Annotated in this window: 19 protein-coding genes; 6 read left to right on the plus strand and 13 right to left on the minus strand. The window is 72.6% G+C overall.

The window, feature by feature from the left end:
• Nucleotides 1-82: 82 nt before the first annotated feature.
• The 4 genes from IEZ10_RS30920 to IEZ10_RS30935 all read right to left on the minus strand — a co-directional run bounded on the left by IEZ10_RS30920 (nt 83) and on the right by IEZ10_RS30935 (nt 2,669).
• A complete protein-coding gene (locus IEZ10_RS30920; RefSeq protein ID WP_189250050.1) occupies nt 83-409 on the minus strand; it encodes a hypothetical protein in 327 nt (108 codons plus the stop codon).
• A gap of 264 nt (nt 410-673) precedes the next feature.
• Entirely contained in the window at nt 674-1,417 is a 744-nt protein-coding gene (locus IEZ10_RS30925; RefSeq protein ID WP_189250051.1) for a phosphatase PAP2 family protein, read from the minus strand.
• 15 nt (nt 1,418-1,432) lie between these two features.
• Complete coding sequence (locus tag IEZ10_RS30930) at nt 1,433-2,185, minus strand: phosphatase PAP2 family protein (protein ID WP_189250052.1); 753 nt, start codon at nt 2,183-2,185, stop codon at nt 1,433-1,435.
• A gap of 100 nt (nt 2,186-2,285) precedes the next feature.
• Nucleotides 2,286-2,669: a hypothetical protein gene (locus IEZ10_RS30935; RefSeq protein WP_189250053.1), complete on the minus strand. Its 384-nt coding sequence runs from the start codon at nt 2,667-2,669 to the stop codon at nt 2,286-2,288.
• Nucleotides 2,670-3,425: 756 nt separating this feature from the next.
• On the opposite strand from IEZ10_RS30935, the gene IEZ10_RS30940 reads away from it, so the two are divergent.
• The 3 genes from IEZ10_RS30940 (at nt 3,426) to IEZ10_RS30950 (ending at nt 5,714) form a co-directional block, all read left to right on the plus strand.
• Nucleotides 3,426-4,139 carry a GAF and ANTAR domain-containing protein gene (locus IEZ10_RS30940; protein WP_189250054.1) on the plus strand — a complete coding sequence of 238 codons (714 nt, stop codon included), beginning with the start codon at nt 3,426-3,428 and terminating at the stop codon, nt 4,137-4,139.
• Between the two features lie 159 nt (nt 4,140-4,298).
• Complete coding sequence (locus IEZ10_RS30945) at nt 4,299-5,396, plus strand: quinone-dependent dihydroorotate dehydrogenase (protein WP_189250055.1); 1,098 nt, start codon at nt 4,299-4,301, stop codon at nt 5,394-5,396.
• Nucleotides 5,397-5,510: 114 nt separating this feature from the next.
• Nucleotides 5,511-5,714, plus strand: a complete 204-nt coding sequence (locus tag IEZ10_RS30950) for a heavy-metal-associated domain-containing protein (RefSeq protein ID WP_189250056.1) — start codon at nt 5,511-5,513, stop codon at nt 5,712-5,714.
• Between the two features lie 121 nt (nt 5,715-5,835).
• Here IEZ10_RS30950 and IEZ10_RS30955 read toward each other — a convergent pair whose 3' ends face one another.
• The 6 genes from IEZ10_RS30955 to IEZ10_RS30980 all read right to left on the minus strand — a co-directional run bounded on the left by IEZ10_RS30955 (nt 5,836) and on the right by IEZ10_RS30980 (nt 12,052).
• Nucleotides 5,836-7,491, minus strand: a complete 1,656-nt coding sequence (locus IEZ10_RS30955) for a beta-N-acetylhexosaminidase (RefSeq protein ID WP_189250057.1) — start codon at nt 7,489-7,491, stop codon at nt 5,836-5,838.
• Nucleotides 7,492-7,560: 69 nt separating this feature from the next.
• Entirely contained in the window at nt 7,561-8,433 is an 873-nt protein-coding gene (locus IEZ10_RS30960; RefSeq protein ID WP_229811821.1) for an N-acetylmuramoyl-L-alanine amidase, read from the minus strand.
• A gap of 68 nt (nt 8,434-8,501) precedes the next feature.
• Nucleotides 8,502-8,750, minus strand: coding sequence for a hypothetical protein (locus IEZ10_RS30965; protein WP_179822413.1), 249 nt, complete (start codon nt 8,748-8,750; stop codon nt 8,502-8,504).
• Between the two features lie 125 nt (nt 8,751-8,875).
• Complete coding sequence (locus IEZ10_RS30970; protein ID WP_229811822.1) at nt 8,876-9,961, minus strand: LacI family DNA-binding transcriptional regulator; 1,086 nt, start codon at nt 9,959-9,961, stop codon at nt 8,876-8,878.
• 710 nt (nt 9,962-10,671) lie between these two features.
• Nucleotides 10,672-10,875 (minus strand): developmental transcriptional regulator BldC, encoded by a 204-nt coding sequence (gene bldC, locus IEZ10_RS30975; protein ID WP_013133571.1) that lies wholly within the window; start codon nt 10,873-10,875, stop codon nt 10,672-10,674.
• A gap of 319 nt (nt 10,876-11,194) precedes the next feature.
• On the minus strand, nt 11,195-12,052 hold the full coding sequence (locus IEZ10_RS30980) for a DUF8083 family protein (protein WP_189250059.1): 858 nt from the start codon (nt 12,050-12,052) through the stop codon (nt 11,195-11,197).
• A 208-nt stretch (nt 12,053-12,260) separates the two neighbouring features.
• Here IEZ10_RS30980 and IEZ10_RS30985 point away from each other — a divergent pair, with 208 nt between their 5' ends.
• Complete coding sequence (locus IEZ10_RS30985; protein ID WP_189250060.1) at nt 12,261-13,364, plus strand: Leu/Phe/Val dehydrogenase; 1,104 nt, start codon at nt 12,261-12,263, stop codon at nt 13,362-13,364.
• Between the two features lie 150 nt (nt 13,365-13,514).
• Nucleotides 13,515-13,739 (plus strand): DUF3073 domain-containing protein, encoded by a 225-nt coding sequence (locus tag IEZ10_RS30990; RefSeq protein ID WP_179822416.1) that lies wholly within the window; start codon nt 13,515-13,517, stop codon nt 13,737-13,739.
• Between the two features lie 201 nt (nt 13,740-13,940).
• On the opposite strand, the gene purM is transcribed toward IEZ10_RS30990, so the two are convergent.
• Both purM and purF read right to left on the minus strand, forming a co-directional pair.
• Entirely contained in the window at nt 13,941-14,966 is a 1,026-nt protein-coding gene (gene purM / locus IEZ10_RS30995) for a phosphoribosylformylglycinamidine cyclo-ligase (protein ID WP_189250061.1), read from the minus strand.
• A complete protein-coding gene (purF, locus tag IEZ10_RS31000) occupies nt 14,963-16,399 on the minus strand; it encodes an amidophosphoribosyltransferase (protein WP_189250062.1) in 1,437 nt (478 codons plus the stop codon). The genes purM and purF overlap by 4 nt, the downstream gene beginning before the upstream one ends.
• Before the next feature lie 158 nt (nt 16,400-16,557).
• Here purF and IEZ10_RS31005 point away from each other — a divergent pair, with 158 nt between their 5' ends.
• Nucleotides 16,558-17,628, plus strand: a complete 1,071-nt coding sequence (locus tag IEZ10_RS31005; RefSeq protein WP_189250063.1) for a DUF4190 domain-containing protein — start codon at nt 16,558-16,560, stop codon at nt 17,626-17,628.
• 209 nt (nt 17,629-17,837) lie between these two features.
• Here the strand turns inward: IEZ10_RS31005 and IEZ10_RS31010 are convergent, their stop codons facing one another.
• Nucleotides 17,838-18,284, minus strand: a complete 447-nt coding sequence (locus tag IEZ10_RS31010) for a sterol carrier family protein (protein ID WP_229811823.1) — start codon at nt 18,282-18,284, stop codon at nt 17,838-17,840.
• Between the last annotated feature and the right edge of the window lie 118 nt (nt 18,285-18,402).

Genomic DNA, 18,402 nt, shown 5'->3' on the forward strand with positions numbered 1-18,402 from the left:
TGCCGGGCGCGGAGGCGCGGGGGATCAGGGGAAGGGGCCGGCCGCGGCCGGGAGGGGGACCGGCCGGAAGGGGGGGGCCGGGTCAGGCGCGCACCATCGTCACCTGCTCCGCGGGCGAACGCTCCTCCTGGGGACGGCCCTGCGGGCCGGACTCCGGCGCGGCGTCACCCTCGGCGGAACCGGGCCGCTGCGGCCGGGCCTGCGTGGAACCCGCCTGCTCGGGACGGCCCTGATCCGGGCGGGCGGCCTCGGCGGGGACCGCCGTCGCACGGGCGGCGTCCGCGGCGGATCGGCAGGTGCAGTATCCGTTCGCCACGATCAGCCGGGCTCGCTGCGTCGTGTAGGCACGCGCGTCCGCGGCGGGCGGGACGCCATTGCAGGTGGCGCAGACAACGGGCTGACGATCCATGGGCGGGATTCCTTCCTGAGGGGGCCGCCGGACGATGAAGACCCGGTCGGCTGACTGCTCCTGCCCAGAGGAGAAGGAGTGAATCTCCCTGTCGGGACTTCCATCGTACTTCGTGTCATAGAGCGATCATGCGGATACGGAAAGCGATCTTGGGGTGTTCGTCGCGCCTCCCGGAGGAGAACTCCCGTCACTATAGAGTTTTCCCGCAACGGCGGGCGAACTGATGTTCGATTATGTCGAAGATCCCGCTCCTCGGCGAGGCCGCTATGTCGTGACCCTGTTCCCTGAGGTCCTCCCGGCGCCGTTCTTCGCGGTGTCCCGCGTGATGACGGGCCTCTCCCCGGCCACCGGGCGCCTCCGCAGCAGCGCGTTGGCGGCCACCGCGACGCACACCAGGCCGAGCAGGAAACCCCAGCTCACGTCGGTCAGGTGGTGCATGCCCCGGTACATCCGCGAGTAGGCGATCATCAGGGGGATCCCCAGCCCGACCGCCCACCACAGCACGTTGAGGATCTTGTAGCGGTGGGTGTGCAGGGTCAGGATCAGCGCGAGGCCGCAGTAGAAGGCGACGGCCGCGCTGGTGTGGCCGGAGGGGAAGCTGGAGGTGGGGGGCGCGGGGTCCAGGTGCTGCACCTCGGGCCGCTTGCGCTGGGCGAAGACCGTGGCCAGCAGGAAGATGGCCGACTGGGAGAAGACGGCCAGCGTCAGGAAGGCCGACTCGTTCCAGCGCTTGAACGCCAACCGGAAGACGATGATGAGCACCGCGGTGCCGGCGATGATCGTCGGCATGTCGGAGAAGGCGGTGAAGGTGTCCGTCAGCGAGTTCCAGAAGGCGTTGCGGTCCTTGGTCATCGCCGCGTTGACCCCCTCGTCGTTCGCGATGAGGGTCGTGGTCTGCAGGACCTTGGTGATGAGGAGCCCGACGCCGATCGTCAGGGCGGCCATGAGGACGAGCGGCAGGAGGATGAGGCGCGCCGCGTTCTTGAAGTCGATCGACGTTTTCGACATGGCGCGCGAACTACCCTAAATCATCTCCTCAGAACGTTCCGGCTCGACACCTTCCTTGTGCGGTTCGACCGGTCTGCGGCCCTCCTCGCGCCGCCAGCTCTCGAACCCGGCGACGGTCCCGGCGACCACCACCACGCCGAGGGTGATCCCGGCGGTCACGTCGCTGAGCCAGTGGACGCCGAGCGCCACCCGCGTGTAGGCGACGAAGATCGCGATGGCCGCCGCGACGATCCACGCGGCCACGCGCGCGGCCGCGCTCCTCAGGTACGGCAGCAGGATGAGCACGAGGACGCACACCCCCGTCGCGGCCGCCATCGCGTGCCCGGAGGGGAAGGATGCGCCCGGCGCCGTCGCCACCGGATCGGGCAGGACGGGCCGCGCCCGGTCCACGATCTCCTTGACCGCGAGGTTCAGCAGCCCGCTGACGGTGATCGTGACCACCGCCCACACCGCCAGCCGCCGGGCTCCGCGGTACCAGAGCCACAGGGCCGCCGCCACCACCAGCGCCCGCCACACGTTCGGCCCCAGCACCTCGGTCGCCACGCTCAGGAAGTGCGTATATCGGGGCTCCGCGAGGGCGCGGGTGTGCAGGCTCCGCGCCACGCTCTCGTCGAGGTCGTTCAGCGGGGTGAAGGAGGAGACGACGAACACCAGGAGCAGGACGAACGGCACGGCGAACAGCGCCACCAGGGCCACCGCGAGGGTGAGCCGCGTACCCAGACGGCGGTCCGACGACTTCCTGTCATGGTGGCTGGGCAACTTGAGCATTCCATACGGGTACCCGAGGACGCCCGGATATGCGTACGTGACCGTAAAAGGGCGGCCGCCGGTTTCCGGTGTCCCGGTCGCGGTGACCGGGAGGCCGCCGTCAGGCGGCGCGCCGGGCCTCGCGCCGGGTGGTCCAGCGCAGAACGTCGCAGTGCCGCCGCTCGGCCTCGGCGAGGGCGGCCTCTCCGGCGTAGGAGTCGAGTACGGCACGCAGCCACGGCATCCGCTCGGTGACGTCCCGCCACGCCTGGGCCGGGTCACCCGCGCCGAGTTCGAGCAGCGCGTCCAGGTGCGCCGCGTAGGCGGTCCACCACTGGCGGCTCAGCTCGGCGAGGAACCCGCCCAGGCCGCCGAACTCCTGCTCGATCTCCGGCTCCCACCACGGCGGCACGATGGTGGCGCCGGTCTCCTCCAGGTCGCGGAGGACGACACGGGCCAGGGTGCGCCGGCGGCGGACTGCTGCGGAACGTGACAGAGTGCTCATATGCCTCACTCTGCCGTCTTCCACTTGCCGATCACTTAAAACCCTGTTGACGGCGGTTGCGGAGGTGTGCCGGGACGGTGCCCGGGGTGTTCCGGACGGCGCCCAGGGATGCTCCGGACCGTTCTCCGGGACGCGCCGGACGGCGGCCCGTGGGGGGCGGCGGACCGGCCGCGCCGGGCGCCGGACGGCGGCCCGCCGGGAGCGATTGGCCCAAGGCACCGGACGGCACTAGTCTTTGCCGCAGATCATTCCGCCTTGCGTCCGCGGAGCTACCTCGGCTCGGAGGAAGCTTTTCCCATGGCTCAAGGTGATGGACCGTCCCGGCCCGTCGGCTACGACCCGGACCCCTCGCGCGGTGTTCCCCGCGCCGGCGCGCGCCGGCGCGGACAGGATGCCGGACCCCGCCTCGGTCATCGTGTTCCCCGCGCCGGCGCGCGCGGGCGGCACGTCGACCGGCCGCCCGGAACCCGGCGGCCGGACCGGCCGTGACCGGACTCCAGGCCCCGGACCGGCCCGGTTCGCGAATCCGGGCGATCCGGTTCCCCCCGCCCGGACCGGCCCGGTCCGTGGGATCCGGTCGGTCCGGCTCCGGGCCCGGATCAGCCGTGAACGGCGGCCCGTGAAACCCCGGCGGGAGGGCGTCCCATTGGACTCGCGGTGGCCACCCCAAAGGTAATAACCGTTATTTCGCCTATTTCTGGGCAGTCGTAACGCTCACGTCAAGTAGGTAGGCCGACGCTGAAAGGCGCCACACATATGACCCATGTCGATCCGGACTCACTGGTCGCGAGTCTCAGACGTCTCCAGACGGCCTCGTCCGCCCAGGGGAAGGGCATCGTCCACCAGCTGGAGCGGGCCGTGGACGTCGTGGACACCCTCTTCGGCTACTCAGGCGCCGGCCTGATGTTCGCCGAGGAGGGCGGCAAACTGCGCTACCTGGTCGCCACCGACGACCGGGGACGCAGCCTCGAAGGCGCGCAGCTCCACCTCGGCCAGGGCCCGTGCGTGTCGGCCTACGCGGAGAACACCGCGGTCACCTCGACCGACGTGTGCTCGGACCCGCGCTGGCCGAAGCTCGCCGACCTGCTCCACCCCGGGGTGCGGGCGGTCGCCGGGGTTCCGGTACGGCTCGGCGGCGACCCCGTGGGCACCCTGAACGTCTACCAGTCGGAGCCGTACGAGTGGGACGAGTCGGACGTCCAGGCCCTCTACGCCTACGCGGACGTGATCGAGCAGCTTCTCTGTGCCGCGATGGCCGCCGAGGAGAAGAGCGCCCTGGCCGAGCAGCTCCAGTACGCCCTGGACTACCGGGTCGTCATCGAGCGGGCCATCGGCTACCTGATGGGCAAGCACGACCTCACCGCGGCCCAGGCGTTCACCGGGCTGCGCAAGCGGGCCAGGGACAGCCGCCGCCGGGTGGCCGATCTCGCGGCCGAAGTGCTGGGCGAGGAGGCGGGCGAGCCGAGGTGAGCGTGCGCTCCGCGACGACCGGCCGGGGCGAGCGGGCGCCCCACGGCCTGCCGGGCCGGGCGGACACCCCGCGGCGGACGGCGGACGCCCCACGGCCGGCCTGAGCGGGCGTCCACCGGCGAGCCGTACCGCTCGCCGGGGGCACTAACCTGATCGGTGATGTATCGATTCGTGTTCACGCAGGTCCTCAGCCGCTTCGACCCGGAGGATGTGCACCATCTGACGGTCCGCGCGCTCCGCCTCCTGTCGGTGACGCCCGCGGTCAAGCGGCTCGTCCACCGGCGGCTCGCCCCCCGCGACCCCGCCCTGCGCGTGCGGGCGTTCGGCGTCCACTTCCCCGGCCCGTTCGGGCTGGCGGCGGGCTTCGACAAGGACGCCGGGTGCGTGGAGGCCATGTCCGCGCTCGGCTTCGGCCACGTCGAGGTGGGCACGATCACCGCGCACGCCCAGCCGGGCAACGCCAGGCCCCGCCTGTTCCGCGTCCCCCGCGCCCGCGGCATCGTCAACCGGATGGGCTTCAACAACGCCGGGGCGGGCGCGGCGGCCCGGGTGCTGAGCCGGCCGCGCGGGGTCCCGGCCGTCGTGGGCGTCAACATCGGCAAGACCAAGGTCGTGCCCGAGTCCGAGGCCGTCCAGGACTACGTCACGAGCGCCAGGGCGCTCGCCCCGCTGGCCGACTACCTCGTCGTCAACGTCAGCTCCCCGAACACCCCCGGCCTGCGCGACCTGCAGGCCGTCGGGCTCCTGCGGCCGCTGCTCGCGGCGGTCAAGGAGGTCGCCGACGCCACCCCCCGCCGCACCCCGCTGCTGGTCAAGATCGCCCCGGACCTGGCCGACGACGACGTCGACGCGATCGCCGACCTGGCCCTCGACCTCGGCCTCGACGGCATCATCGCCACCAACACCACGATCCGCCGCGACCTGGGCGCCGCCGGACGGGGCGGCCGGCCCGACGAGCACTGGGACGAGACCGGCGGGCTGTCCGGCCGTCCGCTGAAGGACCGCTCGCTGGAGGTGCTGCGCAGGCTGCGCGCCCGGGTGGGCGACCGCCTGACGCTCGTCTCGGTGGGCGGCGTGGAGGACGCCGACGACGTCTGGGAGCGCCTGCTCGCCGGGGCCACCCTCGTCCAGGGCTACAGCGCGATGATCTACGAGGGGCCGCTGTGGGCCCATCGGATCCACCGCGAGCTGTCCCGCCGGCTGCGCCGCCGCGGCGTCACCGACCTGCGAGAGGTCATCGGTCTCACGGCCGGCTGAGGCCGTACGGCGAGTCAGGGCCGCGTGACGTAGCCGGGCGCTACACCACCTGGACCGCGGCGCGCCGGCCCGGATGGATACCCTCACCGGAGGAAACGAGGGTTGGAGGCGCTGATGAGCGTGATCACGTATACCGTCACCGGGATGACCTGCGGCCACTGCGTCAGCTCGGTCAAGGAGGAGGTCGGCGAGGTCCCCGGGGTCACCGGGGTCGAGGTCGACCTGGGAAGCGGCCGGGTCGAGGTCTCCGGCGACTCCCCCGATGACACGGCGATCCGCGCTGCGATCAAGGAGGCCGGTTACGAGGTCGCCGGCTGACCCGTGCCCCGGCCGGCGCGGGCCGTACGGCGCGGCGGCCCGGACCCGACGCCGTACGGACGACCCGCGCCCGGTCGGGCCCCGCCCCGTACGGTCGTCGGCGACCGGCCCGCGCGGCCGGTCAGGCCCCGTCTCCGGAGATGCTGGGCCGCGTGGAGTCGGCGAGGTGGGTCATCTCCTCCAGCCGCCGCATGACCTCCTCCACCCTGACGGCCCGCGGCCGGTGGCGGCGGTGGCCCGCGCCGCCGAGCTGCCAGGGGCGCGGCCCGGACGGCGGGCGGTACTCGACGCCCAGCGCGTCCAGGCGGTCCAGATGGCGGGTCAGCCGTTCCGGGAAGTCGGTGCCGGCCGAGCCGGACCAGGCGACCTCGGCCAGCGCGCAGCCGCGGGGCCAGGCGCGGTAGTCCACCGCCCGTCCGTCGGGCAGCCGCTCGCTCCACAACTGGAACTGCGCCCCCAGCACGCGCCCGCGCTGCCCGGCCGTCCACGAGGACGGCGCAGGGTCGAAGGCCGCCACGTCCGCCACGGTGATCGCGTCGCCGATGGCGATCGGCTCGTCCTCCGAGGCGGACTCGGCGTAGTCGAAGTACAGCGGGAAGACCGGCGTCTGCACCACGTCGTGGCCCGCCTCGGCGGCGCGCCGGGCCACCCCCGTCCCGCGCCAGGGCATCACGATCGTGTCGGGCCGCAGCGCGCCGCTGACGAACGCCTCGTCCCAGACGACCGCCCGGCTGCCCCGCCCGGCCAGCTCGTCCGCCAGCCGCCGCAGGAACCAGGCGTGCAGGTCGCTCGGCCCGGCGAGCCCCAGCTTCTCGCGGAACGCGGTGATGGCCGGTGAGGCGGCCCAGTCGTCGAGCACGCACTCGTCGCCGCCGATGTGCACGTAGGGCGTCTCACCCAACGCGCCGAGCAGCTCGTCGAACACGGCGGTCAGGAACTCGATCGTCTCCGGCAGCGGGGACAGGATCGCGGGGGAGATGCCCCAGCGGTCCAGCACGGTGAAGGGCGTGGGCTCCCGGCCGTCCGCGGCCCGCGCGCCGAGCGAGGGGTAGGCGGCGAGGATCGCCGAGGCGTGGCCGGGCACGTCGATCTCCGGCACGACCGTCACGGCCCTGGCCCTGGCGTAGGCGGCGATCTCCGTGAGGTCGCCGAGCGTGTAGTGGCCGCCGTGCGGCACCTCGTCGAAGGCGTCCTCCTCGCCGCGGAGGCTGGTGATCGTACGCGGCCGGTGCGAGCCGATCTCGTGCAGCCGGGGCGCGACACGGCTCTCGATCCGCCAGCCCTGGTCGTCGACCAGATGCAGGTGGAGCCGGTTCAGCTTGTGCGCCGCCATGAGGTCGACCATCCGCAGCACCTCGCGCTTGGGCAGAAAGTGCCGCGCCACGTCCAGGTGGACCCCGCGCCAGGAGAACGCGGGCGCGTCCTCGACCCGGCCGCACGGCACCGTCCACGAGTCGCGGGCCGTCGCGGCGCGGAACGCCTCGGCGCCGAGCGCCTGCCGCAGCGTCTGGCCCGCGTAGAACGCGCCGGCCCGGCCGCCGGCCGTGACCCGGACACCCTCGGGCGTCACCTCCAGCGTGTAGGCCTCCTCGCCCAGCGCCGGATCCTCCGTCACCGTGACCGGTCCGTGCCCGGCGGGACGCAGGTCCAGCACGGGCAGCGCCCGGCGCAGGGAGTCCACCGGTCCGGCGGGACCCGTGACGCCCGCCCCGGAGGGAAGGTCGAAGGACCCGCCGGTCCGGTCGAAGAGGACGGGACGCGGCAGAAGATCGGTCATGCCTTCAGATCATGCCAACCCCGACCGGACCGCGCACCCCCCCGGACGGTCCGGCGGCGGGGCCGCGCGTCACCTCAGGTAGGTCTGCAGCCCGTTGGCCAGGGCGGTGGCGATCCGCTGCCGGAACTCCGGGCTCTCCAGCTTGGCGGCGTCACCGGCGTTGCGCATGTTGCCGGTCTCGATGAAGATCTTCGGGACCGTGGAGAGGTTCAGCCCGCCCAGGTCGCTGCGGAAGCTCAGCGCCTTGGCGCCGATGTAGGTGGAGTACGGGATGCCGGTGCCCGAGCGGTAGGCGTTCCTGACGTCGATGCCGAGCCGCCGGGAGTCGGCCACCACCGGGTCGACCGGGCCGCCGATCTTCTTCGGGATGATCACATGGAAGCCGTGGTCGGCCGGGCCCGCGCCGTCGGCGTGGATGGAGATCGACGCGTCCGCCTTCGCCTTGTTGCCGATGGCGGCCCGCTCGGTGATGCATGGGCCCACGCCGTTGTTGCCGTGCCTGGTGAGCTTCACCGTCGCACCCCGGCTTTCGAGGATCTTCTCCAGCCGCCGGGAGACGTCCCAGGTGAAGGCCGCCTCGCTGTAACCGCTGTTGGTGGCGGTGCCGGTGGTGTCGCACGCCTTGCGCTGGGTCAGGACGTCGACCTGCTTGTTGATCTTCGCTGGGTACTTGTAGTTGGCCCCGTTGTGGCCCGGGTCAATGACCACGGTCTTGCCGCTCAGCGGCTTCGCCGAGGTGGTCCCGGCCGCCGGCGGGGTGGTCCGCGCCGGGGTCGCCGGGGCGGTCTCCGCCGCGGGACCGTTCGGGGCCGTCACCGGATTCGCCGCGCGGGGCGCGGGCTCCGCGTCGCGTGCCGGACCCGCGGCGGCGGCGCCGCCACCGCACGCGGCGGCGCTCAGGCCGCAGGCGACGAGAACCGTCGCCAGTGCTTTAGTGGTCACGCTCATCCCCCTCGAAGGAGTCGTCAACCACCCAACTTACGCGGCTCGGAGCGTGACCGGCGCCACCGTCACCAGACGTGGTCGCCCATCTCCTGCTTGGTGAGGAGCGAGGCGAGCTCGCGGGCGTCCTCGGCGTCCAGCCCCAGGACCACGCGCGGACGCCCCCACGGATGGTCGATCGAATGGGCCACGTAACTCGCCACGGATTCGGCGCCGACGTCTCCGGCGCGGCCTCGGGCGGCCCTCCAGTGTGCCCACGCCCGCTCCAACTCGGCGGCCGCGCGCTGGGCGCATGAAACCAGTTCTGGATCACGCATCGTCAACCCCCTCCTGTCACACAGGAGTGAACACCGGTGGCTTCCCGCCACTTCGGGGGTTGACCAGGTCTTGACGGGAATCTGGGGCCCGCCTGGGCGCGGTGCGACGCATCCAGGCGGGCGCCTCAGTCCGGAGCCGGGCCGGTGGTACGCCGTACGACCAGCCGCGGCGTCACCTGGCGCAGCCGCGAGGCCTTGCCGGGGTCGCCGATCCGGTCACTGAGCAGCGCCGCGGCCGAGCGGCCCATGCTCCGGCGCGGCTGCTCGACGGTGGTCAGCGAGATCGGCGCGGTCCCCGCGAGGTGGGTGTTGTCGTACCCGATCACCGACAGGTCCTCGGGCACCCGCAGGCCGAGCTCGGCCGCCGCCGCGAGCACGCCCATGGCGACCGTGTCGTTGGCGGCGAAGATCGCAGTCGGCCGGGGGGTGCGGGTGAGCAGGACGCGTGCCGCCGCAGCGCCGCCCTCCTCGGTGCAGTCGCCCTGCTCGACCATGATGTACGGCGCCAGCGCGCGGCGGCGCATCGCGACCAGGTAGCCCTCGCAGCGGAACCACCCCGAGGAGAACCGGGAACCCTCGACGTGGGCGATCCGGCGGTGGCCGAGCTCCACCAGGTGGTCGATCGCCAGGCGGGCGCCGAGCTGGTCGTCGTCGACGACGATGTCCACGCCGCCGAGGTCGGTCTCGCGCTCGCCCACCACGACCGTGGGCGTGTAGGAGGTGGCCTCGATCAGCGTCTCGCTGGTGGGCGCGATGCCGAGGAGCACCAGGCCGTCCACCCGCAGCTCCAGGAACGCTCCCACGGCCTCGTCCTCGAAGGCGGGGTCCCACTGGCTGTTGCCGATGAGCAGCCGGAGCCCGTCGCCGTGCAGGCTCTCCTGCAGGCCGTCCAGGAACTCGGCGTAGAAAGGGTTGTGCAGGTCGGCGACGAGTGCGCCGACCAGATGGGTGCGGCCCTCGACGAGGCTGCGGGCGACCGCGTTGGGCCGGTAGCCGAGCTCCCTGGCCGCCTGCAGCACGGCCTGCCTGCGGTGCTCGCTGACGTGCGGCGACCCGCGCAGCACGAGTGACACCAGCGACTTGGAGACGCCGGCGCGTTCGGCGACGTTACGGATCGTCGGCCGCGGGCGCGGTCCGTAGCCGTCGGGTGCGACGGGTTCGGTGAGCCCGCGGGCTCGGGTGGCTGTGACGTTGATCGGCGGACCTGACATGGCTCTCCCCCGTGATGGTGGATGGGCACCTGTCACTCAAAACGATCGAGAACCCGAAGGGGTACGGCCTGTGTTCAGGAAGTCCGATCTTGCGATGGCCGCGGGTGCCGGGCCGTACGGGCGGGCTCCGGGCGGTGTGCCGCGCGCGGGGCGCCTCCGACCAGGCGGGACGTCGCCGGCGAGGATCGCCGGGGGTATCGTCGGCGCGATGCGGCGCGCGGGAAAAACGGCGGCGGCCCGCCGGACGGATCCGGGCGGGTCCGCCCGTCCGGTTACGGAGCGGATACGGAACGATTCACCGGACGGGCCCGGCCGGGCCGGCACGCGGCACGCGCGGACGCCCCCGGACGAGGCGGCCCGTACGGGACGGAAGACGATCGGCGCGCGAGGCGCGGACGGCCTCGGGTCCCGGACGGTCCCGGGCGTGCGCGGGCGTGTGGTGCGGCCCGTACGCGGGCCGTACGTCGGAGGTGACGGCCCCGGGCGTGCGCGGGCGTGTGGTCGACGCCGACGACGTAACGCTCGCCGTTATCGACGGCCCCGGGCGTGTGACCCGGCGCGGACGGCACGGTACGACCGGCGTGGCCGGCGCCGTGCCGGGGCGGCGCCGGGCGGGCGGCGCCGCTCCCCACACAACCGGTGTGGTCTGCGCGCCCACGACGTGAGCGCGCGGTTGGTCCCCCTAGTTTCTGAAGCGATCGATCCCCGTCTTACTCGGAACGCTGTTGCGGAATCCCCGCGAGCAGCGCCCGGACCTCGGTCTCCCGGTAGCGGCGGTGACCACCCAGGGTGCGGATGGACGTCAACTTGCCCGCCTTCGCCCACCGGGTCACGGTCTTGGGATCGACGCGGAACATGGTTGCGACCTCCGCCGGGGTGAGCAGCGGCTCTGCCTCGGGTGTACGAGCTGACATTTGTGCGGCCTCTCCTCCATGTGGACCGGCGACAGCGATCCTGCGACTTGACGCTTGTCACGGATGTCCGCTTATGGCCCCTTGCGTGCGGCTGTTCGGACCATATGCGGCATCACCCGATGTGACCATACAGCCACGTAGAGCGATTGGCGAGCCTTTGCGGGGCTCATCTCTCTTGTGCACCTGTTGTTGTCACGCTCGGTGATTCTAGCGACACGTTTCGTGGTATCGCAGTGAAAACGGCAAACTACTCAGTTCGTAGATGTGTCACCGGTCATCGACTGAACTACTTATGCAGGTCAGAGGGATGATTTGCGACTCAGTTTGCTGATTCGAGAAGTTGTATTGATCTCCAGCGGAGAATCACCCGCCGGTACATGGTGAAGGCCAACTCTTCCTCGCCGGTTTCCAGACCCGTCAGGGCCGCCGAGACCTCCGCGACCGAGTGGTCGGCCTGCAGCGTGTCGTCGTCCATGAGGTGGACGATGCCGCCGTAGTCGAGCTCCACCAGCGAGTGGGGATGGAACTCCTCCAGCCAGCGCGCCACCTCCTCGATCCCGGAGATCAGCGTGTCGTCGCCCACGTGCCTGCGGACGATCTGCAGCGCGCGGGCGCTGCGGCGCCTGGCGTGGGCCATGGACGTCACGTAGATCAGGTTGCGCGTGGTGGTCGCGCCGCTCCGGGGCCGGCCGCCGTCCAGGACGAGCCACCGCTCGTTGTGGTCGAAGGGGACGAACCACTCCGTGGGAACGTGCCACGTCGAGGTCTGGATGTTGGTCCGCAGCGCGGCCGAGCCGCCGCGCCGCTTGAACCTGTCGAAGTCGTCGGCCGTCTGCTGGGCGACGGTGAGCGGCACGAACCGCTCCGCGAGGCGGGCCGGCGTCGCCCCCCGGAAGCGGGAGAAGGCCAGCCACGACCTCAGCCGGCTCTGCCAGGGGCAGACGTACAGCACCTCCTCCACGCGCCTGAGATAGGCGTTGGGACTCTCGTGGGGAGGGACCGGGGTCGGAGGGACGCCGAGCAGGCGCCGTACCGCCTCACCGTGCTCGGCGCGCAGGGCGCCCGCGCGGCGGGGCCGGTCGGCGGCCTCGGCGTAGGCGGCCCAGGAGGCGCGTTCCTGCGGGGCGAACGCGGCCAGCGGTTCGTAGACGCGGAGGTAGGCGGCATAGGGCAGCACGACCGTAATCGTGTCATGAAGAACCGCTTCCTGTCCGGTATCGACCCCGTGCCCGCCGGGCGGGCACGGGGCCGCCCGGCGCCGTCAGGGCGTCCCACCTGGTGGGAAGGCGGGGTTTCCTCCTCCGCTGTCCCGGAAGTTGTGGTTACTCTGAGACTGATCTCCGCCGCGACGGAGCGGCGGACCTGAACGACCGGGAGTCACCACAGTGACCGACGTCTTCGGGCTGTCCCACCAGGACATCAGCCCCTCGAACGGCCAGACGAAGCACGAGCAGGTGGTCTTCTGCTCCGACGAGCGCAGCGGTCTGTACGCGATCATCGCGATCTACAACACGGCCCTCGGGCCGGCGCTCGGCGGCACCAGGTTCTACCCCTACGAGAGCGAGCAGGCGGCGCTGGCCGACGTGCTCAACCTCTCGCGGGCCATGGCCTACAAGAACGCCCTGGCCGGGCTCGACCTCGGCGGCGGCAAGGCCGTCATCATCGGAGACCCGGCGGCGGACAAGAGCGAGGCGCTGCTGCGCGCCTACGGCCGTTTCGTGCAGTCACTGGGCGGCCGCTACTACACCGCCTGCGACGTCGGCACCTACAGCGAGGACATGGACGTCGTGGCCCGCGAGTGCTCCTTCGTGACCGGCCGCACGCCGGCACAGGGCGGGGCGGGCGACTCCTCGATCCTGACCGCCTTCGGCGTGTTCCAGGGCATGCGCGCCGCGGCCGAGCACGCCTACGGCTCGCCGACCCTGCGCGGCAGGCGCGTCGGCGTCGAGGGCGTGGGCAAGGTCGGGCACCGCCTGGTCGAGCACCTCCTCGCGGACGGCGCCGAGGTCGTGATCTGCGACGTCAGCGAGCAGGCCGTCGAGCGGGTCAGGGCGCGGCACCCCGAGGTGGACGTCGTCACCGACAAGACCGAGCTCACCGGGGCCGACCTCGACGTCTACGCGCCGTGCGCGCTGGGCGGGGCGCTGGACGACGAGACGGTCGCCCGCCTGCGCGCCAGGATCGTCTGCGGCGGGGCCAACAACCAGCTCGCCCACCCCGGGGTGGAGAAGGAGCTCGCCGGGCGCGGCATCCTCTACGCGCCCGACTACCTGGTCAACTCCGGCGGGGTCATCCAGGTCGCCGATGAGATCGGCGGTTTCGACATGGACCGGGCGAAGGCAAAGGCCACCCAGATCTACGACACGACTCTCAAGATCTTCGCCATGGCCGCTGAGGACGGGGTCCCCCCGGCGGTCGCAGCCGATAGGCTGGCGGAACGCAGAATGTCGGAAGTCGGGCGAATTAGGGGCATTTGGCTGGGCCACTAGCGCCTCGCGCCCATACGGCGTACCGAGCCGGGCGTAAAACAGGTACGGTTGTAGTCGAACGAGAGCTGACGCCTCAAGTCAGGTGGCGTCAGTGCGTGGTGCGTTAGCGACGAGGGGTCGGGCACGACCCCACACGAGGGGGTCGAGCCAATGGGGCGCGGCCGAGCAAAGGCCAAGCAGGTCAAGGTTGCTCGCCAGCTGAAGTACAACAGCGGTGGCACTGATCTTGAGCGTCTTCGCAACGAGCTCGGAGTCAGGGACGACTCCAACCACGGTGACGACGCCAACGACTCCTACGACGAGCTGGCGGATCGCTATGCCGATTACGCCGACGACTTCGACGACCGCGACAGCGGCCCGCCCGGTCGCCGTTAGGCCCAATTTCAGACGGAGCGTGAGCTGGACACCCGGTGGCCTCGGGCCACCGGGTGTTTTCTCCGTGTCCTGACCGAAGAGCGCCCCGGATCCCCGGGGCGCTCTTCGTCGTATCGGGCCGCCCGGGGACCGGCGCCGGCCGTACGGCGAGGCGGAGCCGTACGGCCGGGCGGACGGGACGACGCGGCGGGTCCCCCTGATCTAGCGGTAGCGGGCCAGGCCGGTGCCGGGGACGACCTCGCCGAGCACCCAGGCCGGGAGGTTCCGCTCCGCGAGCAGGGCCAGGGCGGCGTCGACGGCGTCCGGCGCGACCACCGCCGCCATGCCCACACCCAGGTTGAAGGTGCGGTCCATGTCGGCCTGCGCCACCTTGCCGTGCCCGGCGAGCACCTCGAAGACCGCCGGAGGGGTCCAGGAGGACCGGTCGAGCAGGGCGTCCAGGGTCGGCGGCAGGGACCGCGACAGGTTGCCCTCCAGGCCGCCGCCGGTGATGTGGGCGTAGGCGTGGACGTCAACGGCGCGGGCCAGCTCCAGGCAGTCGCGGGAGTAGATCCTGGTCGGCTCCAGCAGTTCCTCGCCCAGCGTCCGGCCCAGCTCGGGGATCTCCGCCGAAAGGGAGAGGCCGGCCAGCTTGATGACGTGCCGGACCAGCGAGTAGCCGTTGGAGTGCACGCCCGAGGAGGCCAGGGCCAGCACCACGTCGCCCTCGCGGACGCGGTCCGGGCCCAGCATCGCGTCGGCCTCCACCACGCCGGTGGCGGCGCCCGCGAGGTCGTACTCGTCGGCGCCCATGGCCCCGGGGTGCTCGGCCGTCTCGCCGCCGATCAGCGCGCAGCCCGCGAGGCGGCAGCCCTCGGCGACGCCGCCCACGATCTCGGCGATCCGCTCGGGGACCACCTTCCCGCAGGCGATGTAGTCCGTCATGAACAGCGGCTCGGCGCCGCAGACCACCAGGTCGTCCACGACCATGCCGACCAGGTCGACGCCGATCGTGTCGTGCTTGCCGAGCGCCTGCGCCAGCATCACCTTGGTGCCGACGCCGTCGGTGGAGGCGGTCAGCAGCGGCCGCCGGTAGGACAGCAGCGCGGAGGCGTCGAACAGGCCGGCGAAGCCGCTGGGGTCGTCGACCACCTCGGGCCGCCGGGACCGCGCGACCTTCGACTTCATCAGCTCGACGGCGCGCTCGCCGGCGTCGATGTCGACGCCGGCCGCGGCGTAGCTGGTCACAGCTTGGCCTCCAGGACGTACTTGCCCACGTTGTCGCGGTCGATGGGAATCGGGTACACGCCGTCGAAGCAGGCCCGGCAGAGCCGCTCGGCGGGAAGCGTGGTGGCCTGGGTCAGGCCCTCCATCGAGATGTAGCCGAGCGAGTCGGCCCCGAGGGAGGCGCGGATCTCCTCCACGCTGAGCGAGCCGGCGATCAGCTCGGCCCGGGTGGCGAAGTCGATGCCGTAGAAGCACGGCCAGGAGACCGGCGGGGAGGAGATCCGGACGTGGACCTCGCGCGCGCCCGCCTCGCGCAGCATCTTGACGATCGCCCGCTGGGTGTTGCCGCGCACGATCGAGTCGTCCACGACGATCAGGCGCTTGCCCGCCACGACCTCCCTCAGCGGGTTCAGCTTGAGCCGGATGCCGAGCTGGCGGATCGTCTGGGACGGCTGGATGAAGGTCCGGCCGACGTAGGAGTTCTTGACCAGGCCCTGGCCGTATGGGATGCCGCTCTCCTCGGCGTAGCCGACCGCGGCGGGGGTGCCCGACTCGGGGGTCGGGATGACCAGGTCGGCCTCGACCGGGTGCTCGCGGGCCAGCACGCGCCCGACCTCGACGCGGGTGGACTGCACGCTGCGGCCGGCGATCGTGGTGTCGGGGCGGGCGAGGTAGACGTACTCGAACAGGCAGCCCTTGGGGTCGGCCGCGGCGAAGACGCGCGAGCGCACGCCGCGCTCGTCGATGGTGAGCAGCTCGCCCGGCTCGACCTCGCGGACGAACGTGGCGCCCACGATGTCCAGCGCCGCGGTCTCGGAGGCGACCACCCAGCCGCGCTCCAGGCGGCCGAGCACCAGCGGGCGGATGCCCTGCGGGTCGCGGGCGGCGTAAAGGGTCTTCTCGTCCATGAAGACGAGGGAGTAGGCACCCCTGACCTGCGGGAGGAGCTCGGCCGCGGCGTCCTCGATGGGCTGGCCGCGGTCCTGCGCCAGCAGCGCCGCGAGCACCTCGGTGTCGGTGGTCGCCCTGGTCGAGCCGGGGGCCAGGCGCCGCGCCAGCTCGGGGGTGTTGATCAGGTTTCCGTTGTGGGCGAGCGCGAGCCCGCCGTCCTCGGTGGAGCTCAGCGTCGGCTGGGCGTTCTCCCAGACGCTCGACCCGGTCGTCGAGTAGCGGCAGTGGCCGACGGCGATGTGGCCGCGCAGCGTGCCGAGCACCGACTCGTCGAAGACCTGGGCGACGAGGCCCATGTCCTTGTAGACGAGGATGCGGTTGCCCTCGCTGACCGCGATGCCCGCGGACTCCTGCCCGCGGTGCTGCAACGCGTACAGCCCGTAGTAGGTGAGTTTGGAAACTTCTTCCCCGGGCGCCCAGACACCGAAGACGCCGCAGGCGTCCTTCGGAGGACGGTCTTGGGGATCAAGGTCATGGCTCAGCCGGCCGTCGCCCTTCAGCACATGCCTCAGTCTAGGTCGGCCGAATCGCTGCTCGTGCTCCGGGGGGTCGCCCGGCCTTGGCCGAACTATGATCCGCCGTTTGCCGTGTTGGACTGTTTTGGGGCAAAGACCGGGGGGAGTGTGAGGTATCCGGCATATCTAGCGTCGGGAGAAGAGACGTGACAACACCTGAGGATCCGCGCCAGCCCGACCCCCGGCGGGAGCCGGGAGAGGAGGGCCCGGAGGAGACCCGGCCACGTTCCCCGGAGCCGCGCGTCCCCGGTGAGGACACCGAGCAGCCGCCGGTCTCCACCCCCTCGGAGCCCACGCCGCCCCGCCACCCGGACGTGCCCGCCGCACCGGAGGTCCCCGAGCCGGTCCGGTCGGAGCCGGAGACCCCCTACGTCGTGCCGGGTTCCACCCCGCCCGCCTACCCCGGGTGGGAGGGCGCGCCCGAGGAGGCGGCCCACGAGCCGCTCGGTGAACCGGGCGTGCCGCCGATCGCCGCGCAGCCTTCCCGCTTCGACCCCCCGCCGGGCGGGGAGGAACGACACGGCGAACCGGGTGAGCCGGAGCGGCCGGGCGAGCGTGCCGAGGCGGGTGGAACGGGAGGGCCGGGCGGAGTGAACGAACCGGGCGGAACCGGCGGACAGGGCGGAGCCGGTGAGCCGGACCGGGCCGTGCCGCCCGGCGGGGAGCCGGGCCGGGGCGCGGCGCCGCCGCCGGGCGGTGGGCCGTACGAGGGCGCTCCGCCGTACCAGGGAGCCCCGCCGTACCAGGGCGGCGGTCCGTACCAGGGAGCCCCGCCGTACCAGGGGGGAGGCACGGGGGAGACGTCGGCCTACCCGCCCGCGGGCGGTGGCGAGCCGTACGGGACGGGCGGCGCCTACCCGGGGCCGGCGCCCTACCCGGGGTATCCGGGGGGCCAGTGGGCGCCGGAGAAGCCGAGGACGGGGATCGGCACCGCCGCGCTCGTGCTCGGCATCGTGAGCATCTTCCTGCTCCTGGTGTGCGGCCTGGGCGTGCTGACGGCGGTGGCCGGGCTGATCGTCGGCATCGTCGCGGTGGCGAAGAACTCCGGCCGCGGGCGCGGCTGGGCGGGCATCATCCTGAGCGCGCTGACCCTGGTCATCGCTGTGATCTTCCTGAGCTGGCTCTACAGCAAGGTCGGCGACTGCGCCAACCTGCCGCCGGAGCTCCAGCGGCGCTGCATCGAGGACCGGCTCGGCATCCAGGTGGGCACGCCGTGATCACCGGACGGTGACCGCGCGCCTCTCCCGGCGAGATCCGGCCCACCGTCCGGCGGCCCGCCCGCCGGACGGGCCGCCGGGACGGGTGCGACCGGGCCGGGCTGATCGGGCCGGGTGTCCGGACGCGGGTGTCAGGACCCGGATGCCGGACGCGGAAGGCCGGACCTGATGCCGGACGCGGAAGGCCGGACCGGGGCCCGAGGGCGCCCTCAGGGCACCGGGAGGTACGCCGACAGGTCCGCCCTGGCCCCGCTCGCGGAGACCTTCCCGGCGGCCATCGCCTCGGCCCACGTCACCCGCCCGGTGGCGAGCTCCAGCCAGGTCCGCGCGTCGGTCTCGATCACGTTCGGCGGGGTGCCGCGGGTGTGCCGGGGGCCTTCCACGCACTGCACGGCGGCGTACGGCGGGACCCGCACCTCGACGGTCCGCCCGGGAGCCGCCGTCGCCAGCCGGTCCAGCAGGTGCCGTACGGCCAGCCGTGCGATGTCCCGCTCGGGCCGCAGATCGCGGTCGTAGGCCCGCAGCACCACCGGCACGCACGCGGCCAGCAACGCCGCGGGGCTTCCCGGCCCGTCGTAGGGCGGCTCGTCGAGCGCGGTGAGCTGGGCGTCCAGCGCGGCGCGGACCTTGGCGGGATCGGGCTTGTGAGGCGGCACGCCCTCCATCATGCCCGCCCCGGGGAGCGGCGCGGCCGGTGAGCCGTCGGCCGTCGTCCCGTCCGGAGCCGCGGCGGGCCGCTCTCGCCCGACGCGCGGAAGCGGGGCGGCGCGGCCG

The organism is Streptosporangium pseudovulgare (assembly GCF_014648055.1).
GTDB lineage: Bacteria > Actinomycetota > Actinomycetes > Streptosporangiales > Streptosporangiaceae > Streptosporangium > Streptosporangium pseudovulgare.